This is a genomic window from Marinobacter sp. EVN1 (assembly GCF_000475375.1).
In the GTDB taxonomy this organism is placed as follows: Bacteria; Pseudomonadota; Gammaproteobacteria; order Pseudomonadales; family Oleiphilaceae; genus Marinobacter; species Marinobacter nauticus.
In genome coordinates, this window is sequence record NZ_AXCB01000024.1 from 1 (window position 1) to 19,803 (window position 19,803).

Below are 19,803 nucleotides of genomic sequence, written 5' to 3' on the forward strand. Positions count from 1 at the left end.
CTTCTAAGGCCAACGAAAGCGGAGAATCCGGCACTTTATGGATACTGCTGGCAATCAACGCTCTGATGTTTCTGGTCGAGATGACGATGGGCCTGATCGCCCAGTCTGCTGGCCTGATTGCAGACTCGCTAGACATGCTTGCCGATGCCGCCGTCTACGGTCTCGCACTTTACGCCGTTGGACACGGAATCAAAATGCAGGTCAGAGCGGCGCATGTGGCTGGCATCCTCCAGCTTATCCTTGCCGCTGGGGTATTGGTTGAAGTTGGCAGGCGCTTTCTGTTTGGGAGTGATCCCCAGTCGTTAATGATGATGGCCGTCGCATCTGTTGCTCTCATCGCGAATATCAGTTGCCTTCTTCTGATCGCAAAACACCGTGAGGGCGGTGCTCACATGAAAGCCAGCTGGATATTTTCAGCAAACGACGTGGTCATCAACCTGGGTGTAATACTTGCGGGGCTGCTCGTTGCCTGGACCGGTACCAACTACCCAGATCTGATTATTGGGGGAATTGTTGGTGCCATCGTATTGATGGGTGCCAAACGCATACTGGCACTGAAAGGCTGAACCATTCGGAGTCAAATGGTCGATTATTGGCCCGTCGTTGGCATTTCAGGGGGAGTAAACATCGATGCACAGTGAATTGAAGGCGTCCGATCTTACGGAGCTTGAGGCGACACGCAGGGCGGAAGGCGCAGGCGATTTCCAGACAGCCTTCACCCATCTGGAACGTGCCCATATCCTCAGCCAGAGGTATGCTCTGGCGCACGCTGCAACCCACTTACGGATGCTCAGACTGGGTTGGCGAACAAGAGACGTTCGTGAAGTGCTGGGGCAGTCTATTCGAACCATTGCCGCCCTGGTCTTTTCCCGAATTTAGGTTCCGTTGGGAAACACTGGTGCAAACATCAGCGCATTTGCACCCATGCCGGTGCCCGAGGATTTGGCAGTGGTGCTTTCGGAGGCGGAGGGAAGGCGTGACTAGAATGTTCGCTTTTGTTTAGGTGCTGGTCGCAAAGCGAACATTCTGGGGTCAGTTCACGAAACGGAAAAAATTGTACGCTAAGCCTTTGGCATCAATGATATCGACACCATTTTTTCCACAATTCATAAAGTTGCGCAGTAATTAGTCGACGACTGGCCCTTGCTAAATAATTTTCATTTCAGCATGAGTTGTGCTTTAAAAATTCAATTCTGCAACTACACTCATTGGGCGAACAGAGCGAGAAATCCGCCGTTAATTCCAATAGCGGGTACGCGAATGAATATCAGCTCTTAGGGGAATATTATGTTAAATTGTCTATTCACCGCTGAAGAACTAACCCCCCAATAACCCCTGCGCAAAATGCCCAGTAGCAAACGCCAGCCCCGCTGCGGCCGTACCCATGATCAAAGTCCGGAGTCCTGATCGCATTGCTGGTAAGCCATAGACGATACTTTTAAGCATTCCGATACCCAAGAAGACGACGCCTGCCAAACCAAGACTCGTCAGGAACTGAATCTGACTCTCCATACCCGGGATGGCATAAGGCAGTAAAGGTAAAGCACCAACCGACAAAAATGCGGCGAAGGTAGTCAACGCGGCTCGGCGTGGGCTGAGTCCGGCACCCGAGAGTCCGTACTCTTCTCGCAACATGGTTGCTACCCACACATCGGGATTACGACTGATAGCCTCCACTACTTGCTCCAGCAATTCGCCGTCGAATCCCTTCGCCTGAAACAGCTGGCGAATTTCCTCACGTTCACCTTCTGGCACAGCACGGATATGTTCACGTTCTGTGCGTTCAGCAAATTTGATCTGATTCAACTGCGCCTGGCCCGCTTCGTAATTACTTACCGCCATGCTGAAGCCGTCTGCAATCAGGTTTGCAAAGCCGAGTACCAACGCAACCTGTGGCGAGAAACCTGCGCCGAACGCACCCGATACAACCGCAAACGTTGTAACGCAGCCATCGATGCCGCCAAGCACAGCATCTGGTAGCGTCGAGGCCTTAACGGGACCAGCAAGCCGTGCACGAACGGCATTAGGCTGGTGCTCGCTGAGCAGTCTTTCATTTTCTGTGGATGGCATCTTTCAGCTTCCTGTTCAGGACGCGATTTGGTGCTTTGGGATTATAGGCTCAGTTCGACCTTGTCACTTTATCTGTCAATATACATCTTCAAGATAACGTCCCTGGCCTCTCAGAGTTTCAATATCGATGTGCAAGGGTTTGATAATGTCTTCTATAACCTGCCGCACAGCCGCCGCCATATCCCGGCCACCACAGACCAGTATCTGCGCACCGGTGTTAACCATCTGTCGCACGGCTAATTCATCCTGTTTGAGCTTATCCTGCACGTAGGCGCGCTCGTCTGTTCTTGAGAAGGCTGTGTTCAGCCCGCTCAGTCGATGATCCTCAAGATAGCGCCCAAGCTCAGGTTGGTAGAGAAAATCTGACCTGGCATCGCGACCGCCCCAGTACAGATACATAGGGTTGCAACTGGTATTGTTTCTGATGAAACCGGTTAACGGACCAATCCCGGCACCTGCACCGACAAGAATCACTGGTCGGTTACCGGTAGCTGGCCGAAAGCCTGGATTGGGGCGGATGAAGCCATCGATACAATCACCCGGCTTGAGGTCATGCAAATAACCGGAGCAAAGACCGCCGGCCTGCTTACGGACGCATATCTCAACAATTTCGTCATTTGCCGAGGACGCGAGCGAGTAGAACCGCGGGGGTTGACCGTGTGGGGGAATAACCCCCAAAAGGTCTCCCGCCTCGAACGGTGGCAGCGCTTTAAATCTTCTTGGAGAAGCCGTTAGCCATCCGCCCTGCTCCGCCGGTTTGAACCGGAAGATACTGGTGGGCGCCTGAACCGCAATCCCGTAATCCGCCCTTTCTACCAGTTCCAGTTTGACCGTTGCTGGCTGCAATGCACAGTAGTTCAAGAAAAGCGGAGTACCGATAACCTCACCAACCCGGTTTCCCCACTCACTGAATTGCGAGGCAGAACACCGATCAATCAGTTCAATGGCGTGCAAACGGCTGACGCCTTTACCGGCGAGCGCAGCATCCACCGACAAGGCAAACTGACAGAAGTTCGGAAACTGCCGGTCACCAAAACCCAGTACCGTGTATCGCAGGTTCTTCTCAGCCCGGAATTCTTTGAGCCTGGCCATAAACTGCCGGGCCGATGCGGGTGCATCACCATCACCGTATGTCGAAGTCAGCACGAACAGCCTGGAAGCCTGCGGATACTGCTTAGCCAGGGCATTCATCTCGCTGCAATGCACGCGGAAACCGGCCTTATTCAGGCTGCTATGGAGTTCCTGGGCAAATCCCCAGGTGGCATTACCTTCGGAGCCGACCAGAATAATTGTATCCGCCTGAGCGGCATCGGCGTTGTCAGGAAGCTGCCCTGAAGACCGGCGACGCTGCCACCAGATGGTTGCACCTGTTATCGAGAGAGCTGGCACAGTCAGTGCCGCAGCGCCAAGAATCAGGCCAAGCCACCATAGGCCTTCACCGGTGTGCAAACGTACAATCCAGTCCTGCAATACGCCGCTGTCAGAGCGCGGCTGGAACTGCAGCAACTCGCCCGTAGCCTGGTCCACGAATCCGGAGCCGCCGGCGGTTGACAGCGAATAGACGTCCTGCGGATCACCGGGATAGGGAAACACCAGTTCCCGGAGTTCGCCAAGATCGAAATTGCCTAGCGCTTTTAAGGTGCCCACAGGCGATGGTTGCCCGCCCGAGACCTCAGCCGGAAACCCTGGCCCTGTGTCAGGCGCTTCCGGCAGCAAACCAAAGCGCTGTGCCGACATATAGCTACCGGTCAGTGCGGATAACAGTAGGCCGAGCACGGCAAACCGGGCCAGCTCGGCATGGATTCGTTTCCCGCCTGAGCCGGAAAGCGGTCTTAGTATATTCTTCCAACCCCCGGTACGCCGGGCTATCAACAATATTCCCGAAAGACACAGAAGTACCATCAAAGCAGCTAATACGCCGGCCAGCGCTCTACCGGCATCATCCAGCATAAACGCACGGTGCAGGTCCTTGACCCAGCCAAAAAATGCGGAAGGTTCGTAGGGTGCGGTGCCCTCACCTGTTACCGGATTCACCAGATCCGCACCGGCCTGGCCGTCACGGCTGTAATAGACAATGACCTTGCCAGAAGGCTCTCGCACGATCTGCTCAGTCCCGGGATAGTGAGCAACGACCCGGTCTGCCAGCTCGGCAATACTGACTTCACCGGAAGCCGGAATGACCGCTGACACTCTATCCAGCGTCGGAGCCAAAGCCAACACAGCTCCCGTGACCGAGAGAACGATCAGGAACACGCCTGCAAGCAAACCCGGTAAACTGTGGAACTTGCGCAACATAATAGTCGATGCTCCTGGTGAATTATTGAAGCTCGTAGGTCAGAGCGCGCACGTAACCACGTCCTGAAACCGGCTTTCCGGACCCTTCGGTGGTCAGGGGGGCTATCACATCGGCTCTGATATCGCGCATATCTTCAACAGCAGAGTCGACTCGAACCTCATAGCCGTTGTCGATCAGCGAATCATCGAGGTTCAGAGTCACTTTCAGCGTGCGGCCACTGGTAACACTGGCGCCAGTCAAGCCGTCATACTCTGCAGGATCAAGCCCACTGCCCCGGGCCCAGCCTCCCAGGTGTTTGTAGTATTTAGATTTCTTCCCGGAAACCCAAAGGGTACCCTGATACTCTCCGGCGGCATCGGTAAGATACAGCGCCAGATAGGCTCCATCGCCGCCGTAATTCTGTAGTTCCGTAGTGAAGGTCACGTCACGGGCCTGGGCGAATACCGGTAAAGCCAAGGCGGCGAAAAGGCTGCAAGTGAGAACAAACGTTTTCATAAATGGTCTCCAAAAACCTGATGAACGTTAAAGGAACAGGGCAAATTCGCTGAGTTACTCAACGGTAACCGTGGGACGCCCCTTGACGATGCCGTTGCGTGGCGCCTGACTTTTGGGATTGTCCTGTCCATTTTTCCTGTTGCCGCGGTCCCTCTCCTCATCGTCACTGTCTTCACGCTCCCATTTCATCATGGTCAATGAAGCGGGCGCGAAAGAGGCTTCTGCCCTGACCCCATCGGCATCGAGGCCCCGGACTTCATAACAACCGTCGTCAACCTTTATTCGGTGAACTGTCCAGCCTTCGGCTTCCAGCTTTTCACGCAGATTTTCACGGGGCTGCCAACTCGCCACCGGATCATCGCAGTCGTCATCGGCCACTGCGGTACCGCTCAGAAGTAACAAAGACAGGCTCAGAATAATGGGTTTGGTCTTCATGGTGTCTCTCCTGCTGGTTGTGTTAAATCCACTCTAAGGCGCTAACCTGACAACGACCTGAACAAACGAGGCCATTTCAGCGGAACTGAAAAGCTTCTTTATGGAAGCGAGTCAGGCGGAAGGGTGCTGCCCGCAAGCCGTTTCTAATGGCTTCCCCCAGCCCTGCCGGGCCGCAGAACCAGACCTCTGCGCCTGCTGCCGAGCGTCCGTTGGTAGACAACGTCTCGGCAGACAACCTCTGCCCCTTGCTGCTGTCATGAATCTCGAGGTGTATCCCGGGAAAGCCATCGCAAAGCGCCCGAAGTCGATCCACCATGGGATCCTGGCCGGCGTTGCGCGTGCAGTAATGCAGATCGGCTTCAGGCACGGTGGCGTCGGTGGCGCTGCTTAGAGCTTCGAGCCAGGCCAGAAACGGCGTGATCCCGATGCCACCGGCTATCCAGATCTGGTGGGATTTGCGGTTGCGGCGATCGAAGTTAAAACAGCCGTAAGGGCCTTCTATATTTACGGTTTGCCCCACGCTGATTTTTTGGCTCAGATTGCGGGTGAAGTCGCCGAGCGATTTAATGATGAACGTAACCGTGCCATTTTCCCTATCGGCACTGGCAATCGTGAACGGGTGCGCGCCCTCTAGTCGGTCGAAGGTCACAAAGGCGAATTGCCCCGCACGGTGACCGGGCCATGCCGGCCCCATGTGGCAGGTAACTTCGGTGACGTCCCGGTCTGGTGTTTTGATCGCGGTGACCATGCCGCGAACCTGGCGACGACGACCAACTCTGCCGGTCAGGGATAGCCCGCTGGCGATGCTGCCGCCAAAGAGCAAAATGGCCATCAGCACACCGATTGGCTGCTGCCACCATTGCAGCGGAGTAAGCCACGCCGCGTGGAAAGCGAGCAACAGATAAAGCACCGGCATGCCGCGATGCAAATAGCGCCAGTATTTGTAGGGGAACTTGCGCAACAAGGTGATCAGCAGCATGGCGAACAGCAGATAGATGGCGAACTCCCCTACCTCTTCCGCCGCATCGCGCATGGTGTCGATGAACCCGGAATAATCCTGATCGTGCAGCTTGCCGGCTTTTCCGAACACCGACTCTATTACATCGTCACCCATTTCAATCAGCCAATGGGCGGCGGCGAATACCACTGCCAGAATGCCCGCCCATTTGTGGGTGCGATAGATCTGATCCAACCCGCCCAGCGGTCTCTCCAACCAGGCTGGGCGCAGTGCCAACATCATGGCTAGTGACATCAGAGCAATGGATAACAGCCCACTGAGCAGCAGGCTCTGGTCATAGACTGCCCAGGGAGAACCGGCCCCAGGACCTGCAAAGAGGTTCCAGGCCCATAGGCCCAAAACCAACACAACGAAAGGAAAAATCATCCGCATCATCACATCTCCTGCGATCGGTACCTGGAATATTCCCCCGAAGGCTAGCGCCCAAACCTGACAGCCAGCTGAAGGTCGGTGAAGAGAGATCGAAGCGTTATTGACCATTCAGGCTGTTGTCAGGTTCGAGCTGTAGTATCTTGATTTCAGGGCTGGGTCAGAGGTGAACAATGCGGGTTCTTTTGGTGGAGGATACGGCGGGATTGGGCGAGGCGGTCCGGGATCAGATTGCGGACGACGGCCACGCCGTGGACTGGGTGCAAACTCTGCGCTTTGCTGAGGCGAGTATCAGGACCACAGCCTACGACCTGATTCTGCTGGACCTGATGCTGCCCGACGGCCATGGCTTCGGCTTTTTGCGAACGATCCGGGCTACCGGAATAACAACACCGGTGATCATTCTGACCGCCAGGGATCAGGTGTCTGACCGGATTGAAGGATTGAATGCCGGTGCTGACGACTACCTGGTCAAACCCTTTGATCTTTCGGAGTTGTCGGCCCGCGTGGCCGCGGTGGCTCGCCGATATCGCGGCAATCCAAGCCCGATCATACAAGTGGGCGAGCTGATGATTGATCTTGGCGATCACCGCATCAGTCGCAACGGCCTGCCGGTAGAACTTACGGCACGGGAGTGGGCATTGTTTGAGGGCTTTATCCAGCGACCCGGAATGCTGTTATCGCGATCGCAACTGGAGGATCGTCTATACGCTTTCGGGGCCGAAATCGAAAGTAACACCATCGAAGTTTATGTCAGCCGTCTGCGTAAAAAGCTGGGGCGGGACGCCATCGTAACCGTCAGGGGAATGGGCTATCGCCTGGAAACACATGGCCATTAGAACCAGTCTGCAAAAAACACTCGGTATCGGCCTGACGCTCGGCGTCACCCTCCTCTGGCTGCTGGGCGTGACCGCTTCGGGACTGGTGGCGCAGCACGAAATGAACGAGGTCTTCGACAGTGCCCTGGAAGAAACCGCCCAGCGAATACTGCCACTGGCGGTCACCGACATCCTGAACCGGGAGAACGGAGCGGGCAATCAAAAGGCCCCAGCCCTGAAAGACCATGACGAATATCTGACTTATCTGGTACGGGATGAACACGGAAATATTCTGCTCCAGTCCCACGATGCAGACCCTGGCGTGTTTAGTACAATCCCCGCGGAAGGGTTTTCAGACACTCTGACCCACCGGCTATATGGCGTATCTGCAGTCAGTAATACCATCTATCTTGAAGTGGCCGAACCCTTGGCGCACCGGCGTGAATCCGCCCTGGAGGCGGGTTTGGCCTTACTGATGCCTTTAATGGTTTTGATTCCGGTCAGCCTGGTGGGTGTCTGGTGGATTGTCCGGCTTTCCCTTCGCAAGGTGGTCGATTTTCAGCAAGACATTGAATCCCGCGGCGCGGGAGATCTGTCCCCTGTTGTAGAAAAGCACTTACCCCGTGAATTCGAACCAATCGCTATTGCCGTCAACCGACTGCTTGAGCGATTACACCGTGCACTTGAATCGGAACGGAGCTTTACCGCCAACAGTGCCCATGAACTGCGGACACCTCTCGCAACAGCACTCGCCAAAGTGCAGCGGCTGAAAACCAGAATGCCCGATGATTATCTCAAGAATGATGTTGCAGAAATTGAAGAAGCGTTACGCAGTCTCTCGGTGCTGTCCGGAAAACTGCTCGAGTTGGCAAAAGCAGAAGGTGGCGGTGCACTCTCACAAAGTCAGCAGGATCTTGTGCCCATCCTCGCGATGATTGCCCGGGATTTTGAGGCCCAGGCACCCGGGCGAGTTGTTTTATCCCTGCCGGAGCGCGAAGTGAACTCCTTTCTTGATCCCGATGCCTTCGCCATCCTGGTGCGTAACCTGATCGAGAATGCCCTTAAGCATGGTTCCCGTAGCGAGCCGGTGAAGATCAACCTGAACGATAATGGGGTTTTAAGGGTCTGCAATGGCGGTGCAAGAGTGCCACCGGAACAGCTCGCTCTTTTAAGAAACCGGTTTGCACGCGCCAAAACGGACGCTGCAGGTTCTGGCCTGGGCCTCGCGATTGCCGATGCGATTGCTAAAGGTGCCGGCATGACCCTGCATCTCAGATCGCCGGCAACAGGACGGCAGGATGGTTTTGAAGCGGAGCTGAATCTGGCATGTATCTGACACTCACCGACATTGTGCTGCTGACGAGCATCATTCAATCGCTGGCTCTTGCCGTTTTTCTCCTACTTCCATCCAACAGTGGGCTCATATCTAACCGACTCCTGGTTGCCACTCTGGTGTTCTTCGCCGCCGGGCTGGGAGAGATCTTCCTCTATGGCAGCGGGCTTGCGCTCCAGTACCCAAACTTCGCCTACCTCGGAACACTCATCGGACTTCTACAAGCCGGCTCGCTCTATCTATATGCGCAATCGCTGATGTATCAGAATTTCCAGTTACGCGGGAAGCATCTCGTGCACACGTTGCTCTTCTGGGTGGTCGGCGCAATTTTTCTGATTGAATATTATTTACAGCCAAGCGAGACCAAAGTTCAGATTCTGCTTGAACGGGACCACCCGGGCGTACTTACCTCTCCCCTTCTTGCAGTCGCTATTCACGCGGTCTTTCTGGGCTACCTGTACGCGACGATTCGTGCGATTAACCGTTTCGGCCTTGGTATTCGACAGATTTTCTCGAGTATTGAAAACAAACAACTTGCGTGGTTACGGACGCTTCTGATCGGCTATGCAGTGGCTTGGACCGTGAGCATGATGTACTGCCTTACAGCGCATGTGTTTAGAAGCGTGCCTGGAACCGAGTGGGTGGCCGGCGCTGGCGCTGTAACGGGCTTCATTTTCATCAATTTTCTGATGATAAACTCTCTTCGCCAACCCGTTGTTTTCTCTGGATTGGCAGCAGACCAGGCCGCCTTGCTGGAAGAAGAGCCCACGCCGCAGTTTGATCAAACTTTAAAGGTCAGGCTCCAACAGTTAATGCACCAGGAAAAGCCCCACTTGCACCCCAACCTGACCCTGGAACAACTTTCACGGAAATTGGGCGCCCCTTCAAGAGAGGTTTCACGGGCCATTAACCAAGGCTTTGGCTGCAATTTCTTTGAGTTCGTCAGTCGCTATCGCATCGACGAGGCGAAATCGCGCCTGGCCGATGCAGCCAATCAGGCAAATATTCTGCAAACTATGTATGACTCTGGCTTCAACTCGAAGTCCGTATTCAACACTGCTTTCAAGAAAGAGACAGGATTTACCCCCAGTGAATATCGCCGACGAGCCCTGCAGGGCGATATCCGACCCTAGCCACGATCCTGAACCTGGCTACCCGGCGTTCGAGTACGCTCTCACCCGATACTGAAACCTCTATCCTTTTGAATTATATATTTTATTTCCAAACCATGGAATCGGTTCGGTTTCGTACCTGAGAACGCTTCTTTGACCTCCCTTCCGTACTCTGATTGCCAAGCGACACCAAACCCGGTGCTCGTGAAGCTCAACGCAATATGAAGAGGTCATGTATGAAAACCAAATTACGCAAAACCGCTGTTCCCGCAGTGGCCGCAGCAATCTTCAGCCTGATGTTTGCCGGTAGCGCCCAAGCTCATTGTGATGCTCTGGACGGTCCCGTGATTACCGAAGCCCGTGCGGCACTGGAGTCAGGCAATGTTAAGCCCTTGCTCAAATGGGTGCCGGCAAAGGATGAGGCCGAAATCAAAAGGGTATTCGCCGATGTGCGCCAAGTCCGCGGGCAAAGCGAAACTGCGAAAAACATTGCCGATCAGCATCTGTTCTCGACGCTCGTTGAGGTTCATCGTGCCTCCGAAGGCGCACCCTTTACCGGCATCAAGCCTTCCGGACAGATTGATCCGGGTTTAATGGCGGCGGATGCGGCGTTGGAAAACGGGCAAATTGATCGCCTCGTGGCAAATATAACCCGCAAGATCGAGAACGGTATTCGTGAGCGTTATCATGAGGCTCAGCGTGCAAGGGCCATGGCTGATCAAAGCAGCGATAAGGGGCGTGCCTTTGTCGCTGACTACGTCAATTACATTCACTATATAGAGGGCGTGCATGGCGCTGCTGGAGGGCAGGGGCACTAATTCCTATCTTCACGCAGACGCAAAGCAGGCTGACGGCCTGCTTTGCCGTTGTATTCATTTCCAGTTTCGCCTTCGGCTGAATTGGTACCATCATTCTATTAAGGCGCATCAAAAAACATAAATGAAGCCAACACCAATCTCCGCTTCATAATCATTCCGGGATATCGGGCAGCCATATTACTAACTGAGGGGCGTGCTGTGTTTTATCTAATTTCGGTATTTCCGCAATTAGAGAAAAAAATTCCAAGCGCCAGGTATGGAAGGCGTATCAGCGCGTTAAATCAAATCGAGGTGCGGCCGGTGTAGATGGCCAGACGATTCAGGACTTTGATCGAGACTTGAGTAAGAACCTCTATCTAATTTGGAATCGGATGTCCTCCGGCAGCTATTTCCCACCGTCCGTCAAAGCAGTTCCAATTCCGAAGAAAAGTGGAGGAGAAAGATTGCTCGGGGTACCCACGGTTAGCGATCGTATAGCGCAAACTGTGGTTACTATGACGCTGGAACCTATCCTGGAACCTGTCTTTCATGTGGACTCGTACGGGTATCGGCGCGGGAAATCCCCGCATGATGCGCTTGCGATCACGCGAAAGCGGTGCTGGGAAAGGGACTGGGTGCTGGAGTATGACATCCGTGGCTTGTTTGATCATATTGATCATGAGCTATTGCTCAAGGCCCTTGACCACCATTGCTCTGAATCCTGGGTGCTGCTGTATGTGAGGCGCTGGCTAACGGCACCGATGCAGACGAAAGATGGTAAGCAGGAACGACGGAACGTTGGCACACCACAAGGTGGCCCGTTATCGCCAGTTCTGGCAAACCTGTTTCTGCATTATGCATTGGATCGTTGGCTGACCGTTCGTCATCCGGATATCCCATTCTGCCGATATGCAGATGACGGAATACTGCGTTGTCGAAGTGAGCGTGAGGCTCAGTATCTGCATTCCCAGCTAGATATGCGTGAGGTGGACCCAATAGCTATTCACAGAGATGCCCAACAAACGAGTATACTGGCCTGTGTTTGTCCAGGCTGCTCGGATAAATCACCATCAGCTCCTTGCTAAGGCCAGGCTCACTCACGGGAATAGCCACCAGACTTCCATTTTGGACCTCCTCCCGTACAGAACTTTCAAGCACCAACGATGCGCCAAGTCCGACCTTAACCGCTTGCTTGACGGCTTCGGTGCTACCCAGCTGCATAGATACCGTCGGAAATGGCCCATGCTCACCGAAGTAGGTCGCCAAAAGCCGGCCAGTGCCGGTGCCGGGTTCGCCGCCGATCAGAGCCATGTTAGACAGCGTATCGCGGTCGATATCGGTTCGACGGGCTAACGGGTGACCAGGCGGAACGATTAGAACAACGGGCTCGTTACGCCACGCCTGAGCATGGAATCCGGGTAGATCATGCCACCACTCCATAATCGCCACGTCCAGCTCACCGTCCGATAAATGCCGTGCAATAGTCGGATTGGAATCTATTACCACATCCACCTCGGGCCCTACGCCCAGCTCCTTGTAACGACGGATGTAGGGCTGGAGCATATAAATCCCAATATTGGAGCTCGCCCCAACGCGAAGTCGAGCCTCCATAATGGAAGATCTCGCCTGCTCCTCCAGCCGGAGCAGACTTCGGGCAAAAGGCAACAAGGTTAAGGCAGCCCGGGTTGGCTCACAGCCAGAGCGCCCCCTGTGGACCAATAAAACGCCAAGTTGGTTTTCGAGTTTTTGAAGGTGCTGGGACAGTGTGGGTTGTGCGATGTCCAACTGGCGGGCTGCGGCCTGAAACCCGTTGTGGTCCAGCACCGCCACGAAACTCTTCAGCCAGACAAGATTCAGCATGGGCCGCTCTCGCGGCCACTGGGATCATTGATCGCATCACCCGGCCGCTCACCCCGAAGCACTTGCAGAATGTTCCGAGCAGCGCGTTGCTCGATAGCCAGACGCACCTGGCTGACTGCCGATCCGATGTGAGCAGTAAACAGCGTGTTGGGGTGGGCCCTGAGCCCCTGGGCGATCTCCCTCGGACGATCTTCTCTCGCCCAATCTTCCATCTCAAACACATCAGCGGCGTACCCCCCCAACTGACCGGATTGAAGCGCTTGCAGAACACTACCCTCATCCACCACAGATCCACGGCAGGGATTGATAAGGAATGCGCCCGGTTTCATTCCTGTTAGCGTTTCGCGATTAATGGTGTGGAGGGTTTGCTCATTGAGCGCCAGTGCCAGGATCACAATATCTGACTGGGCCAGCAGCATCTTGAGGGGAGTATGGGACAAACCCAGTGCCTGCTCATGCTGCACGGGTAAACGTTCCGGCTGGGAATAGATTAAATCCGCTCCCCATCCGTTCAGGCGCTGCGCCACCGCTTGGCCGATGGCCCCCATACCCACAATACCAATCCGTGAGCCTTCGATCCCCTGCCCATAGAAGCGTGGTGTCCAGCCAGTAAATTCACCGGATCGAACGAAGTGGTCCGCCGCCTTGACTTGTCGGGTGAGACTGATCGTCAGCCCGACCGTTAGCTCTGCAGTAGGCACGGTTAGCAAATCCGGTACAATTGTCAGCCAAACCCCATGACGCGTGCAGGCATCCACATCAAAGTTGTCATAGCCTTTCAGGGCTGCACCAATCACCTTCAAGCGCGGACACCCCTGTAGGAACTCCTCTCCAACTCGGTCTGGCATGAACGCCATCATCGCATCAGCGTCTGCAACGCGCGCAGCCACTTCCTCCTGGGGCAACGTGGCGCCGGATTGGTTGGTGACCAGCTCGCAATCTTGGGCAAGTTCATCCAGAACACTGTCATGGATCTTATGGGTTATCACAACCTTGGGTTTCATCGACGTTCCTTATTTGAATTTCTTACGAAGGCGGCCACTGAGACTGTCCACGACGGTGACCATCAACAAGATGACAATGAGAATGGCGCTGACTTCCTGATACTGCATGATTCTCAGCGAGCCCATCAATTCGAAGCCAATACCACCGGCACCCACCATGCCCATTACGGTCGAGGCACGGAAATTGTATTCCCAGCGATAAATGGACACGTCCGCGAATTGAGGAAGTACTTGTGGTAGCACGGCGTGATAGAGCACCTGCAAGCGAGTAGCGCCGGCAGCATCGGCCGCTTCCACTGGCGCCTCATCTACATGCTCAATCGCTTCGGCAAAAAACTTTCCAACCATGCCAATGGAGTGAAGACCGAGCGCCAGTACGCCAGGCAACGCCCCAAAACCAACAGCAGCCACGAAGATGATGCCCATGATCAGTTCCGGGACTGAACGCAAACCGTTTAAAAGGGTTCGAGTTACTTGGAACACCACCGGATGTGGAGAGGTGTTGCGCGCAGCCAGGAATGCCAGTGGCACAGACAAGGTTACTGCAATGGCAGTACCGGCAATGCTCATCGCAAGCGTGTCGATTAACGGCGACACCCAGCTGGCCACATTGGTGAAGTCAGGTGGAAGAGATTCGCCAATGAGTGTGCCTATGGCTGGCACGCCATTGGCAAGTGTATTGAAATTGAGCAGCCCTACGTACCAACTTGCGACAAAAATGATGAGCAGCACTAACAGCGACTGTCCGAGTTTTTTCCGCCAGCCTTTCGCGTGCTCATCCAGCACGGAGGCCGACGGGGCCGGCGACAGAGTCGCCGGTTCCGTCGTTGTATAGTTCATGGGGCACTCCTCACATTTTTGCGAAATCAAGATTGAGCAGGCCACCCATAGCGCGGATGACATCGTAATCTTCGTCGGTAATTGCCGCGAATCCCTCAGCCTTCAGGTTGTCGAGAATCTCCGGGTCATCGATCTGCAGAAAGGCTTTCTGAATGTTGCTCTTCAGCTCAGGGGCCAGGTTCGAACGCATGGCCCAGGGGTATTGAGGAAAGTCACCGCTGTAGCCCAGCACTTTGACCTTGCTCCGATCAATCAAACCGCGGTCCATCACATGCTCGAAGATAACTTCGGACAACCCTCCGGCGTCGGCATTGCCATTGGCGACGTTAACCGCAACAGCGTCATGGCTACCGACGAAATGAGCCTCATAGTCCTTTCCGGCTTCGAGCTCTGCCTTCTCAAGGAGTACGGTCTTGGGGATCAGGTGGCTGGAAGTGGATGCGCGGTCACCGTAGGCCATTTTCTTGCCTTTGATATCCGCGAAGGAGCCAACGCCAGAGTCCGCATTGGCAATAATGATGGAGCGATAAGTCGGCTTCCCGTCTACCACCATGGCGGCAAAGGGTTCAATGTCACTCTTACTCTTGGCCATCACATAGGACAACGGACCAAAGTAAGCCAGGTCAATTCGGCCAAAACGCATGGCTTCGATCATGGAGGAGTAATCGGTGGTAACAATCAGTTCTACTTCCTTACCAAGAGTGGTTTCCAGGTAATCCTTCAAAGGTTGGTTTCGCTTGATCAGTTCTGACGCGTTCTCATCCGGCAGCAAGGCAACTTTCAAAAGATCAGGGTCTGTATCTGCGGCATGGGCTGACCAATGGATGCCGAGCATCATTATCAGAGCCAGCAAAGAGTGAATCATTGTCTTCATTGTGCTATCTCCAGTACGTCTGTCGTTATCGGGGTGGTCTTAGGTTTATGGATGGCTGGTTTGCCTTCCGCAGCTACCACGCTGGGTGAACGGTGGTAAATCTCGTCCAGGTGTTTCGATTTCAGGTTTTCAGGAGCATCGTCAAAAACGATATGAGCGTTCGAAAGGCCGATGATCCGGTCTGCAAAACGCTGGGCGTATTCCAATTGGTGCAAGGAAATAACCGCGGTGATTCCATCTTCCTGACAAATATCGCGCAGTAGGCCGAGTACCTTTTCAGAAGTGGCCGGATCCAGGCTGGCAACGGGCTCATCGGCAAGAATCATGGATGGTTGCTGCACCAATGCTCTGGCGATTCCAACCCGCTGCTGCTGGCCGCCGGACAACTGATCTACTCGGGAAAGCGCTTTGTCAGCCAGACCTACGCGGTCGAGGCATTGCAGAGCCAACTCCAGGTCCTGCCGGGGCAGGGGAAGCAGGCTTCGCCAAGTACCGTGATACGCAAGTCTGCCTGTCAGCACATTCTGTAACGCGGTGTATCGTTCGATCAGCTGGTGATGCTGGAACACCATGGCGGTGCGGCTGCGGTGCTGTCGCAGGATTCTACGGTTGGTCAGTTCACCAAACTCGCCAGACACAACCTTCCCGGTTGTGGGCTTAACCAGGTGATTCAGTGAACGAAGCAGAGTGGATTTACCCGCGCCTGAAAGTCCCAGTAGCACGGTGAATTCGCCCTTGTGAAAGTGAACGTTGGTGGGTTTGAGCGCGAGGACGTTTCCCGGGTAGGTTACGCCCATACTCTCGACTCGAAGCATCACATTGGTTGATTGAGTTGGGGCCACAGGATCACCTTTTGCAATAAATAAGCTCGCCGTATTGCGAGTTACAATTGAACGATAAAGCTGAGAGATGACACCGTCGTGTCACTGACGTGACAGTTTGATGAAGTGCTTTTGGTTCGCAAGGATTTTCCGAAGGGCTCTGTGAAATACATGGAGCTCAGCCAAAGTGGAACGAGCCACCCAGGAGCTTAAGCAACAAAAATTGCGTTCCACCGTCAGTCGGCGAATCTCACGGTACAGTTCGTCCGTGCTGAGTTCATCGAATTGCTTACCGACTATACTCTTGCCTTCGAGGAGGTCGGACGCGCTCTCCAATAGGTCGCGCTTCCAGGTGCTGACTATGGTGGGGTGGATCTGGAAACGGGCAGCAATTCAAGGTGTGGCCTTAAGGGTGGGCAAGGACAGCCTTGCACTTACTAATTCGAAATAAAGTAAGCGAACATTACCCGGAGATATAAGCCAAATCCGGATGGCCAAAAAACGATTTCAATAGTCGTGGCAATTTTTGCAAACGTCGAACTGCGTCGCCGCGTGCAGGTTGGTTTGAATAAGGGCGAGGCTAAGAACGCGCTGGCTCGTGCCGTCTTCCTGAACCGGCTCGGTGAACTCCGCGATCGCAGTTACGAGAATCAACGCTACCGTGCAAGCGGACTCAATCTCGTCGTCAGCGCTATTATCCTTTGGAATACGGTTTATATGGAGCGGGCGGTTCAAGCACTGCGCGAAGACGGCCGGGATATCGACGAGACGCTTCTGCGGCATCTTTCTCCATTGGGCTGGGAGCACATCAACCTGACCGGCGACTATATCTGGCAGCAGGACAAACAGGTCGAACAAGGAAAGTACCGATCGTTACGAACACTGCAGAGGTCTTAGCGTACGATTTTTTCCGTTTCGTGAGCTGACCCCGTCTACTCCATTGATGAAGCCTTTCTGGACCTGACCGGTATTGACCGGGTGGTGTCCTTCGAGGACTTTGGGCGGGAGGTTAAAGACACGGTTTACCAGAATGTCGGCTTACCGGTCTGCGTGGGTATTGCGCCCACGCGAACGCTGGCAAAATTGGCGAACTACGCCGCCAAAAAATACCGAGCGACGGGTGGTGTCGTCGATCTGACGAATCCTGAACGGCAGCGCAAGTTGATGGCCCGGGTACCGGTTGAGGAGGTTTGGGGCGTCGGGCGAAAACTCAGTGTCAGGCTTCAGGCCATGGGCATTGTCACGGCGTTACAGTTGGCGGATACCCATCTGTCGACGCTCAGAAAGCAGTTCTCTGTCGTGTTGGAACGTACGGCCCGAGAGCTCAATGGCGTTCCCTGTGTGCCGTGGGAGGATGTACCGGCCCTCAAGAAGCAAATCATGTGCTCCCGATCGTTTGGTCAGCCCCTTCAGAAACTGAGCGACCTGGAGGAAGCCGTTGCGCACTTTGCCACACGTGCGACCGAGAAGCTTCGGGCAGGTCAGCAGTATGCCGGAGAACTGATGGTGTTTATCCGCACGAATCCATTCAAGACCACGGCGCCTCAGTATTCCCGCAGTACCAGCGTTAAGCTGATCAAACCCAGTCAGGATACTCGTGTTATCGTGCAGCAGGCATTGAAGCTGCTACTGTAGTGGCATAGTGGATCTAAGTTAAGCGAATACGTGGTCGTTAATTGATGACTGCGACACACAGAAAAGGGGTTGAATATGAGCAAGAATGCAAGTCTCTTCATGCCGGTTGTATCGTTGTTTGGTGCGAATGTGTTGTCTGAGTTGGCTGATCGAGTGAAGTCTCTGGGTGGTAAGAAGCCGCTGGTCATCACTGATAAGGGTATGACTCAACTAGGCTACACCAAGCAAGTAACGGATCTGCTTGATCAGGCCAGCATTGCTTATGCAGTATTTGATGAGACTATTCCCAATCCAACCGATAAAAACGTTGAGCAAGGCGTTGCTGCCTACCAAAAGGGTCAGTGCGATATGCTGATCTCCTTGGGTGGTGGTAGTGCGCATGACTGTTGTAAAGGTGTTGGTTTAGTGGTTTCTAATGGCGGCGTGATTGCTGACTATGAGGGTGTCGATCAGTCAAAGAACAGCTTGCCACCTTATATTGCGATTAATACTGCCGGAACTGCGAGCGAATTAACCCGTTTCACTATTATTACCAATACCTCCAATCACGTGAAAATGGCGATTGTGGATTGGCGCGTCACGCCGGACTTGGCGATTAATGATCCGTTGTTGATGATGAAAATGCCGCCGTCGTTGACTGCCGCAACCGGTATGGATGCACTGACTCATGCGGTGGAGGCTTATGTCTCAACGGATGCAAACCCAATCACTGATGCTTGTGCGCTACAAGCGATTCGTTTGATTGCGCGTTATTTGCGAGTTGCTGTGGCGCGTGGCGATGATCTCGAAGCGCGTGATCGGATGGCCTATGCGCAGTATTTGGCGGGGATGGCGTTCAATAATGCCGGTCTCGGTTATGTGCATGCGATGTCGCATCAACTCGGTGGTATGTATAACTTGCCACATGGCGTGTGTAACGCACTGTTGTTACCGCATGTCTGCGAAGCAAACTTAATGGCTGCGCAAGAGCGTTATGCCGATATTGCTGATGCCTTGGGCGAAAACATCTACGGTTTGCCGGTACGTGAGGCTGCACAAATGGCTGTAGTGGCGATTCGTTGTCTGTCGGTTGATGTGGGTATCCCAAGTAATCTGACTGAATTGGGTGTGCAGGATAAAGACATTGATGCAATGGTTAAGCATGCGCAGCAAGATGTGTGTGCATTAACCAATCCACGTCGATTGAATGACAAGGAAGTGGCGGCAATCTTCCGTGCTGCAATGTAGTTATTGCTAGCTAGAAACGTAGCTGACAACCACGCCTCGCCTTAAGCAGCGGGGCGTGTTGCGTTTTAGATGCTGTATGAGCGGGCCATGCCCGCGACAGCGGTGTTGTATTCCAAATAAAGTATCGAGATGAGTATGCGCTCCATAAACCCCACCTTCCAGCAGGGCTGCTGATCAGTAACTATTGACCTGTCCGCAGTTCCACGGCAGCAGTGCTTCGTAGTCAGCGGTGGTCGTGGTCAGGGGCAGGCGCTCCAGCACGTGGCGCAACCAGGCATAGGGCTCCTGCCCGTTGGCCTTGGCCGTTTCGATCAGGCTGTAGAGCAGCGCGCTGGCATGGGCGCCCTTGGATGTGTCGCTGAACAGCCAGTTTTTGCGACCTATGACGAACGGACGGATGGCACGTTCGGCTGGGTTGTTGTCGATCGGCAGGTGGCCGCCTTCCAGGTAGCGGATCAGCCTGGACCAGTTGTTGGACAGGTAGCTGATAGCCTTACCCAGCGCACTCTGCGGTGTGATGTGCGGCTGTGTCTTGTCCAGCCAGCTTTTCAGTTGCTGCAGGATCGGCTCGCTTTTTTGCTGCCTGATTTGCCGGCGCATGCTTGCCCTCACGCTCTACGCCATACAGTTTGTTGATCAGGTTCAAGGTAAGCGTTCATTCCACGACGTTCTGCCATTCGACAGGGCGCTACGACACGTCTGACTGCGCAAGTTTGCCACAACCTCAGAGTATGCGTAGCGTAGACGAGTTGGCTATAGAGGTATGAAAGAGTCGCCATTAAACAAAAGCGAACATTCT

At 54.2% G+C, this 19,803-nt stretch carries 18 protein-coding genes and 3 pseudogenes; 10 read left to right on the forward strand and 11 right to left on the reverse strand.

Annotated elements, in window-relative coordinates:
* The coding region (locus tag Q674_RS33355; RefSeq protein WP_023009202.1) for a cation transporter at positions 1-566 on the forward strand (566 nt) is incomplete at its 5' end.
* Between the two features lie 64 nt (positions 567-630).
* Positions 631-984: pseudogene (locus tag Q674_RS33360) on the forward strand (DUF3703 domain-containing protein).
* Between the two features lie 333 nt (positions 985-1,317).
* Here Q674_RS33360 and Q674_RS33365 read toward each other — a convergent pair.
* The 5 genes from Q674_RS33365 to Q674_RS33385 all read right to left on the reverse strand — a co-directional run bounded on the left by Q674_RS33365 (position 1,318) and on the right by Q674_RS33385 (position 6,689).
* Positions 1,318-2,070: a VIT1/CCC1 transporter family protein gene (locus Q674_RS33365; protein WP_011784790.1), complete on the reverse strand. Its 753-nt coding sequence runs from the start codon at positions 2,068-2,070 to the stop codon at positions 1,318-1,320.
* Positions 2,071-2,145: 75 nt separating this feature from the next.
* The gene (locus Q674_RS33370; RefSeq protein ID WP_011784789.1) at positions 2,146-4,365 is read right to left on the reverse strand and encodes a PepSY domain-containing protein; all 2,220 of its coding nucleotides are present in this window, start codon (positions 4,363-4,365) and stop codon (positions 2,146-2,148) included.
* 22 nt (positions 4,366-4,387) lie between these two features.
* Positions 4,388-4,861: a DUF2271 domain-containing protein gene (locus tag Q674_RS33375; protein WP_011784788.1), complete on the reverse strand. Its 474-nt coding sequence runs from the start codon at positions 4,859-4,861 to the stop codon at positions 4,388-4,390.
* A gap of 54 nt (positions 4,862-4,915) precedes the next feature.
* Positions 4,916-5,296, reverse strand: coding sequence for a PepSY domain-containing protein (locus Q674_RS33380; RefSeq protein ID WP_011784787.1), 381 nt, complete (start codon positions 5,294-5,296; stop codon positions 4,916-4,918).
* Positions 5,297-5,372: 76 nt separating this feature from the next.
* Positions 5,373-6,689, reverse strand: coding sequence for a ferric reductase-like transmembrane domain-containing protein (locus Q674_RS33385; RefSeq protein WP_011784786.1), 1,317 nt, complete (start codon positions 6,687-6,689; stop codon positions 5,373-5,375).
* 167 nt (positions 6,690-6,856) lie between these two features.
* Here Q674_RS33385 and Q674_RS33390 point away from each other — a divergent pair, with 167 nt between their 5' ends.
* From Q674_RS33390 to ltrA, 5 genes are all read left to right on the forward strand, one after another.
* Complete coding sequence (locus tag Q674_RS33390) at positions 6,857-7,522, forward strand: response regulator transcription factor (RefSeq protein ID WP_011784785.1); 666 nt, start codon at positions 6,857-6,859, stop codon at positions 7,520-7,522.
* Complete coding sequence (locus Q674_RS33395; RefSeq protein WP_023009203.1) at positions 7,512-8,837, forward strand: ATP-binding protein; 1,326 nt, start codon at positions 7,512-7,514, stop codon at positions 8,835-8,837. The genes Q674_RS33390 and Q674_RS33395 overlap by 11 nt, the downstream gene beginning before the upstream one ends.
* Positions 8,828-9,967 (forward strand): helix-turn-helix domain-containing protein, encoded by a 1,140-nt coding sequence (locus Q674_RS33400; protein ID WP_011784783.1) that lies wholly within the window; start codon positions 8,828-8,830, stop codon positions 9,965-9,967. The genes Q674_RS33395 and Q674_RS33400 overlap by 10 nt, the downstream gene beginning before the upstream one ends.
* A gap of 215 nt (positions 9,968-10,182) precedes the next feature.
* Positions 10,183-10,764: a DUF6448 family protein gene (locus Q674_RS33405; protein ID WP_011784782.1), complete on the forward strand. Its 582-nt coding sequence runs from the start codon at positions 10,183-10,185 to the stop codon at positions 10,762-10,764.
* A 227-nt stretch (positions 10,765-10,991) separates the two neighbouring features.
* Entirely contained in the window at positions 10,992-11,828 is an 837-nt protein-coding gene (gene ltrA, locus Q674_RS40915) for a group II intron reverse transcriptase/maturase (RefSeq protein ID WP_199453126.1), read from the forward strand.
* Here the strand turns inward: ltrA and Q674_RS33410 are convergent.
* The 5 genes from Q674_RS33410 to phnC are packed head-to-tail and all read right to left on the reverse strand — an operon-like array spanning position 11,743 to position 16,163.
* Positions 11,743-12,603, reverse strand: coding sequence for a LysR family transcriptional regulator (locus Q674_RS33410; RefSeq protein WP_011783503.1), 861 nt, complete (start codon positions 12,601-12,603; stop codon positions 11,743-11,745). The genes ltrA and Q674_RS33410 overlap by 86 nt on opposite strands.
* Complete coding sequence (locus Q674_RS33415; protein WP_023009204.1) at positions 12,597-13,607, reverse strand: phosphonate dehydrogenase; 1,011 nt, start codon at positions 13,605-13,607, stop codon at positions 12,597-12,599. Before Q674_RS33415 ends, Q674_RS33410 begins: the two co-directional genes overlap by 7 nt.
* 9 nt (positions 13,608-13,616) lie before the next feature.
* Positions 13,617-14,447, reverse strand: a complete 831-nt coding sequence (phnE, locus tag Q674_RS33420) for a phosphonate ABC transporter, permease protein PhnE (RefSeq protein WP_011783501.1) — start codon at positions 14,445-14,447, stop codon at positions 13,617-13,619.
* A gap of 10 nt (positions 14,448-14,457) precedes the next feature.
* A complete protein-coding gene (gene phnD, locus Q674_RS33425; protein WP_011784780.1) occupies positions 14,458-15,321 on the reverse strand; it encodes a phosphate/phosphite/phosphonate ABC transporter substrate-binding protein in 864 nt (287 codons plus the stop codon).
* A complete protein-coding gene (phnC, locus tag Q674_RS33430; RefSeq protein ID WP_011784779.1) occupies positions 15,318-16,163 on the reverse strand; it encodes a phosphonate ABC transporter ATP-binding protein in 846 nt (281 codons plus the stop codon). Before phnC ends, phnD begins: the two co-directional genes overlap by 4 nt.
* A 510-nt stretch (positions 16,164-16,673) precedes the next feature.
* Between phnC and Q674_RS40925 the strand changes: the two are divergent.
* The 3 genes and pseudogenes from Q674_RS40925 to Q674_RS33445 all read left to right on the forward strand — a co-directional run.
* Positions 16,674-17,039: pseudogene (locus Q674_RS40925) on the forward strand (Tn3 family transposase); the annotation flags it as partial.
* A 42-nt stretch (positions 17,040-17,081) separates the two neighbouring features.
* Positions 17,082-17,777 (forward strand): Y-family DNA polymerase, encoded by a 696-nt coding sequence (locus Q674_RS33440; protein WP_081698944.1) that lies wholly within the window; start codon positions 17,082-17,084, stop codon positions 17,775-17,777.
* A 75-nt stretch (positions 17,778-17,852) separates the two neighbouring features.
* The gene (locus Q674_RS33445; RefSeq protein ID WP_023009207.1) at positions 17,853-19,004 is read left to right on the forward strand and encodes an iron-containing alcohol dehydrogenase; all 1,152 of its coding nucleotides are present in this window, start codon (positions 17,853-17,855) and stop codon (positions 19,002-19,004) included.
* A gap of 174 nt (positions 19,005-19,178) precedes the next feature.
* Here the strand turns inward: Q674_RS33445 and Q674_RS33450 are convergent.
* Positions 19,179-19,656: pseudogene (locus Q674_RS33450) on the reverse strand (IS66 family transposase); the annotation flags it as partial.
* Between the last annotated feature and the right edge of the window lie 147 nt (positions 19,657-19,803).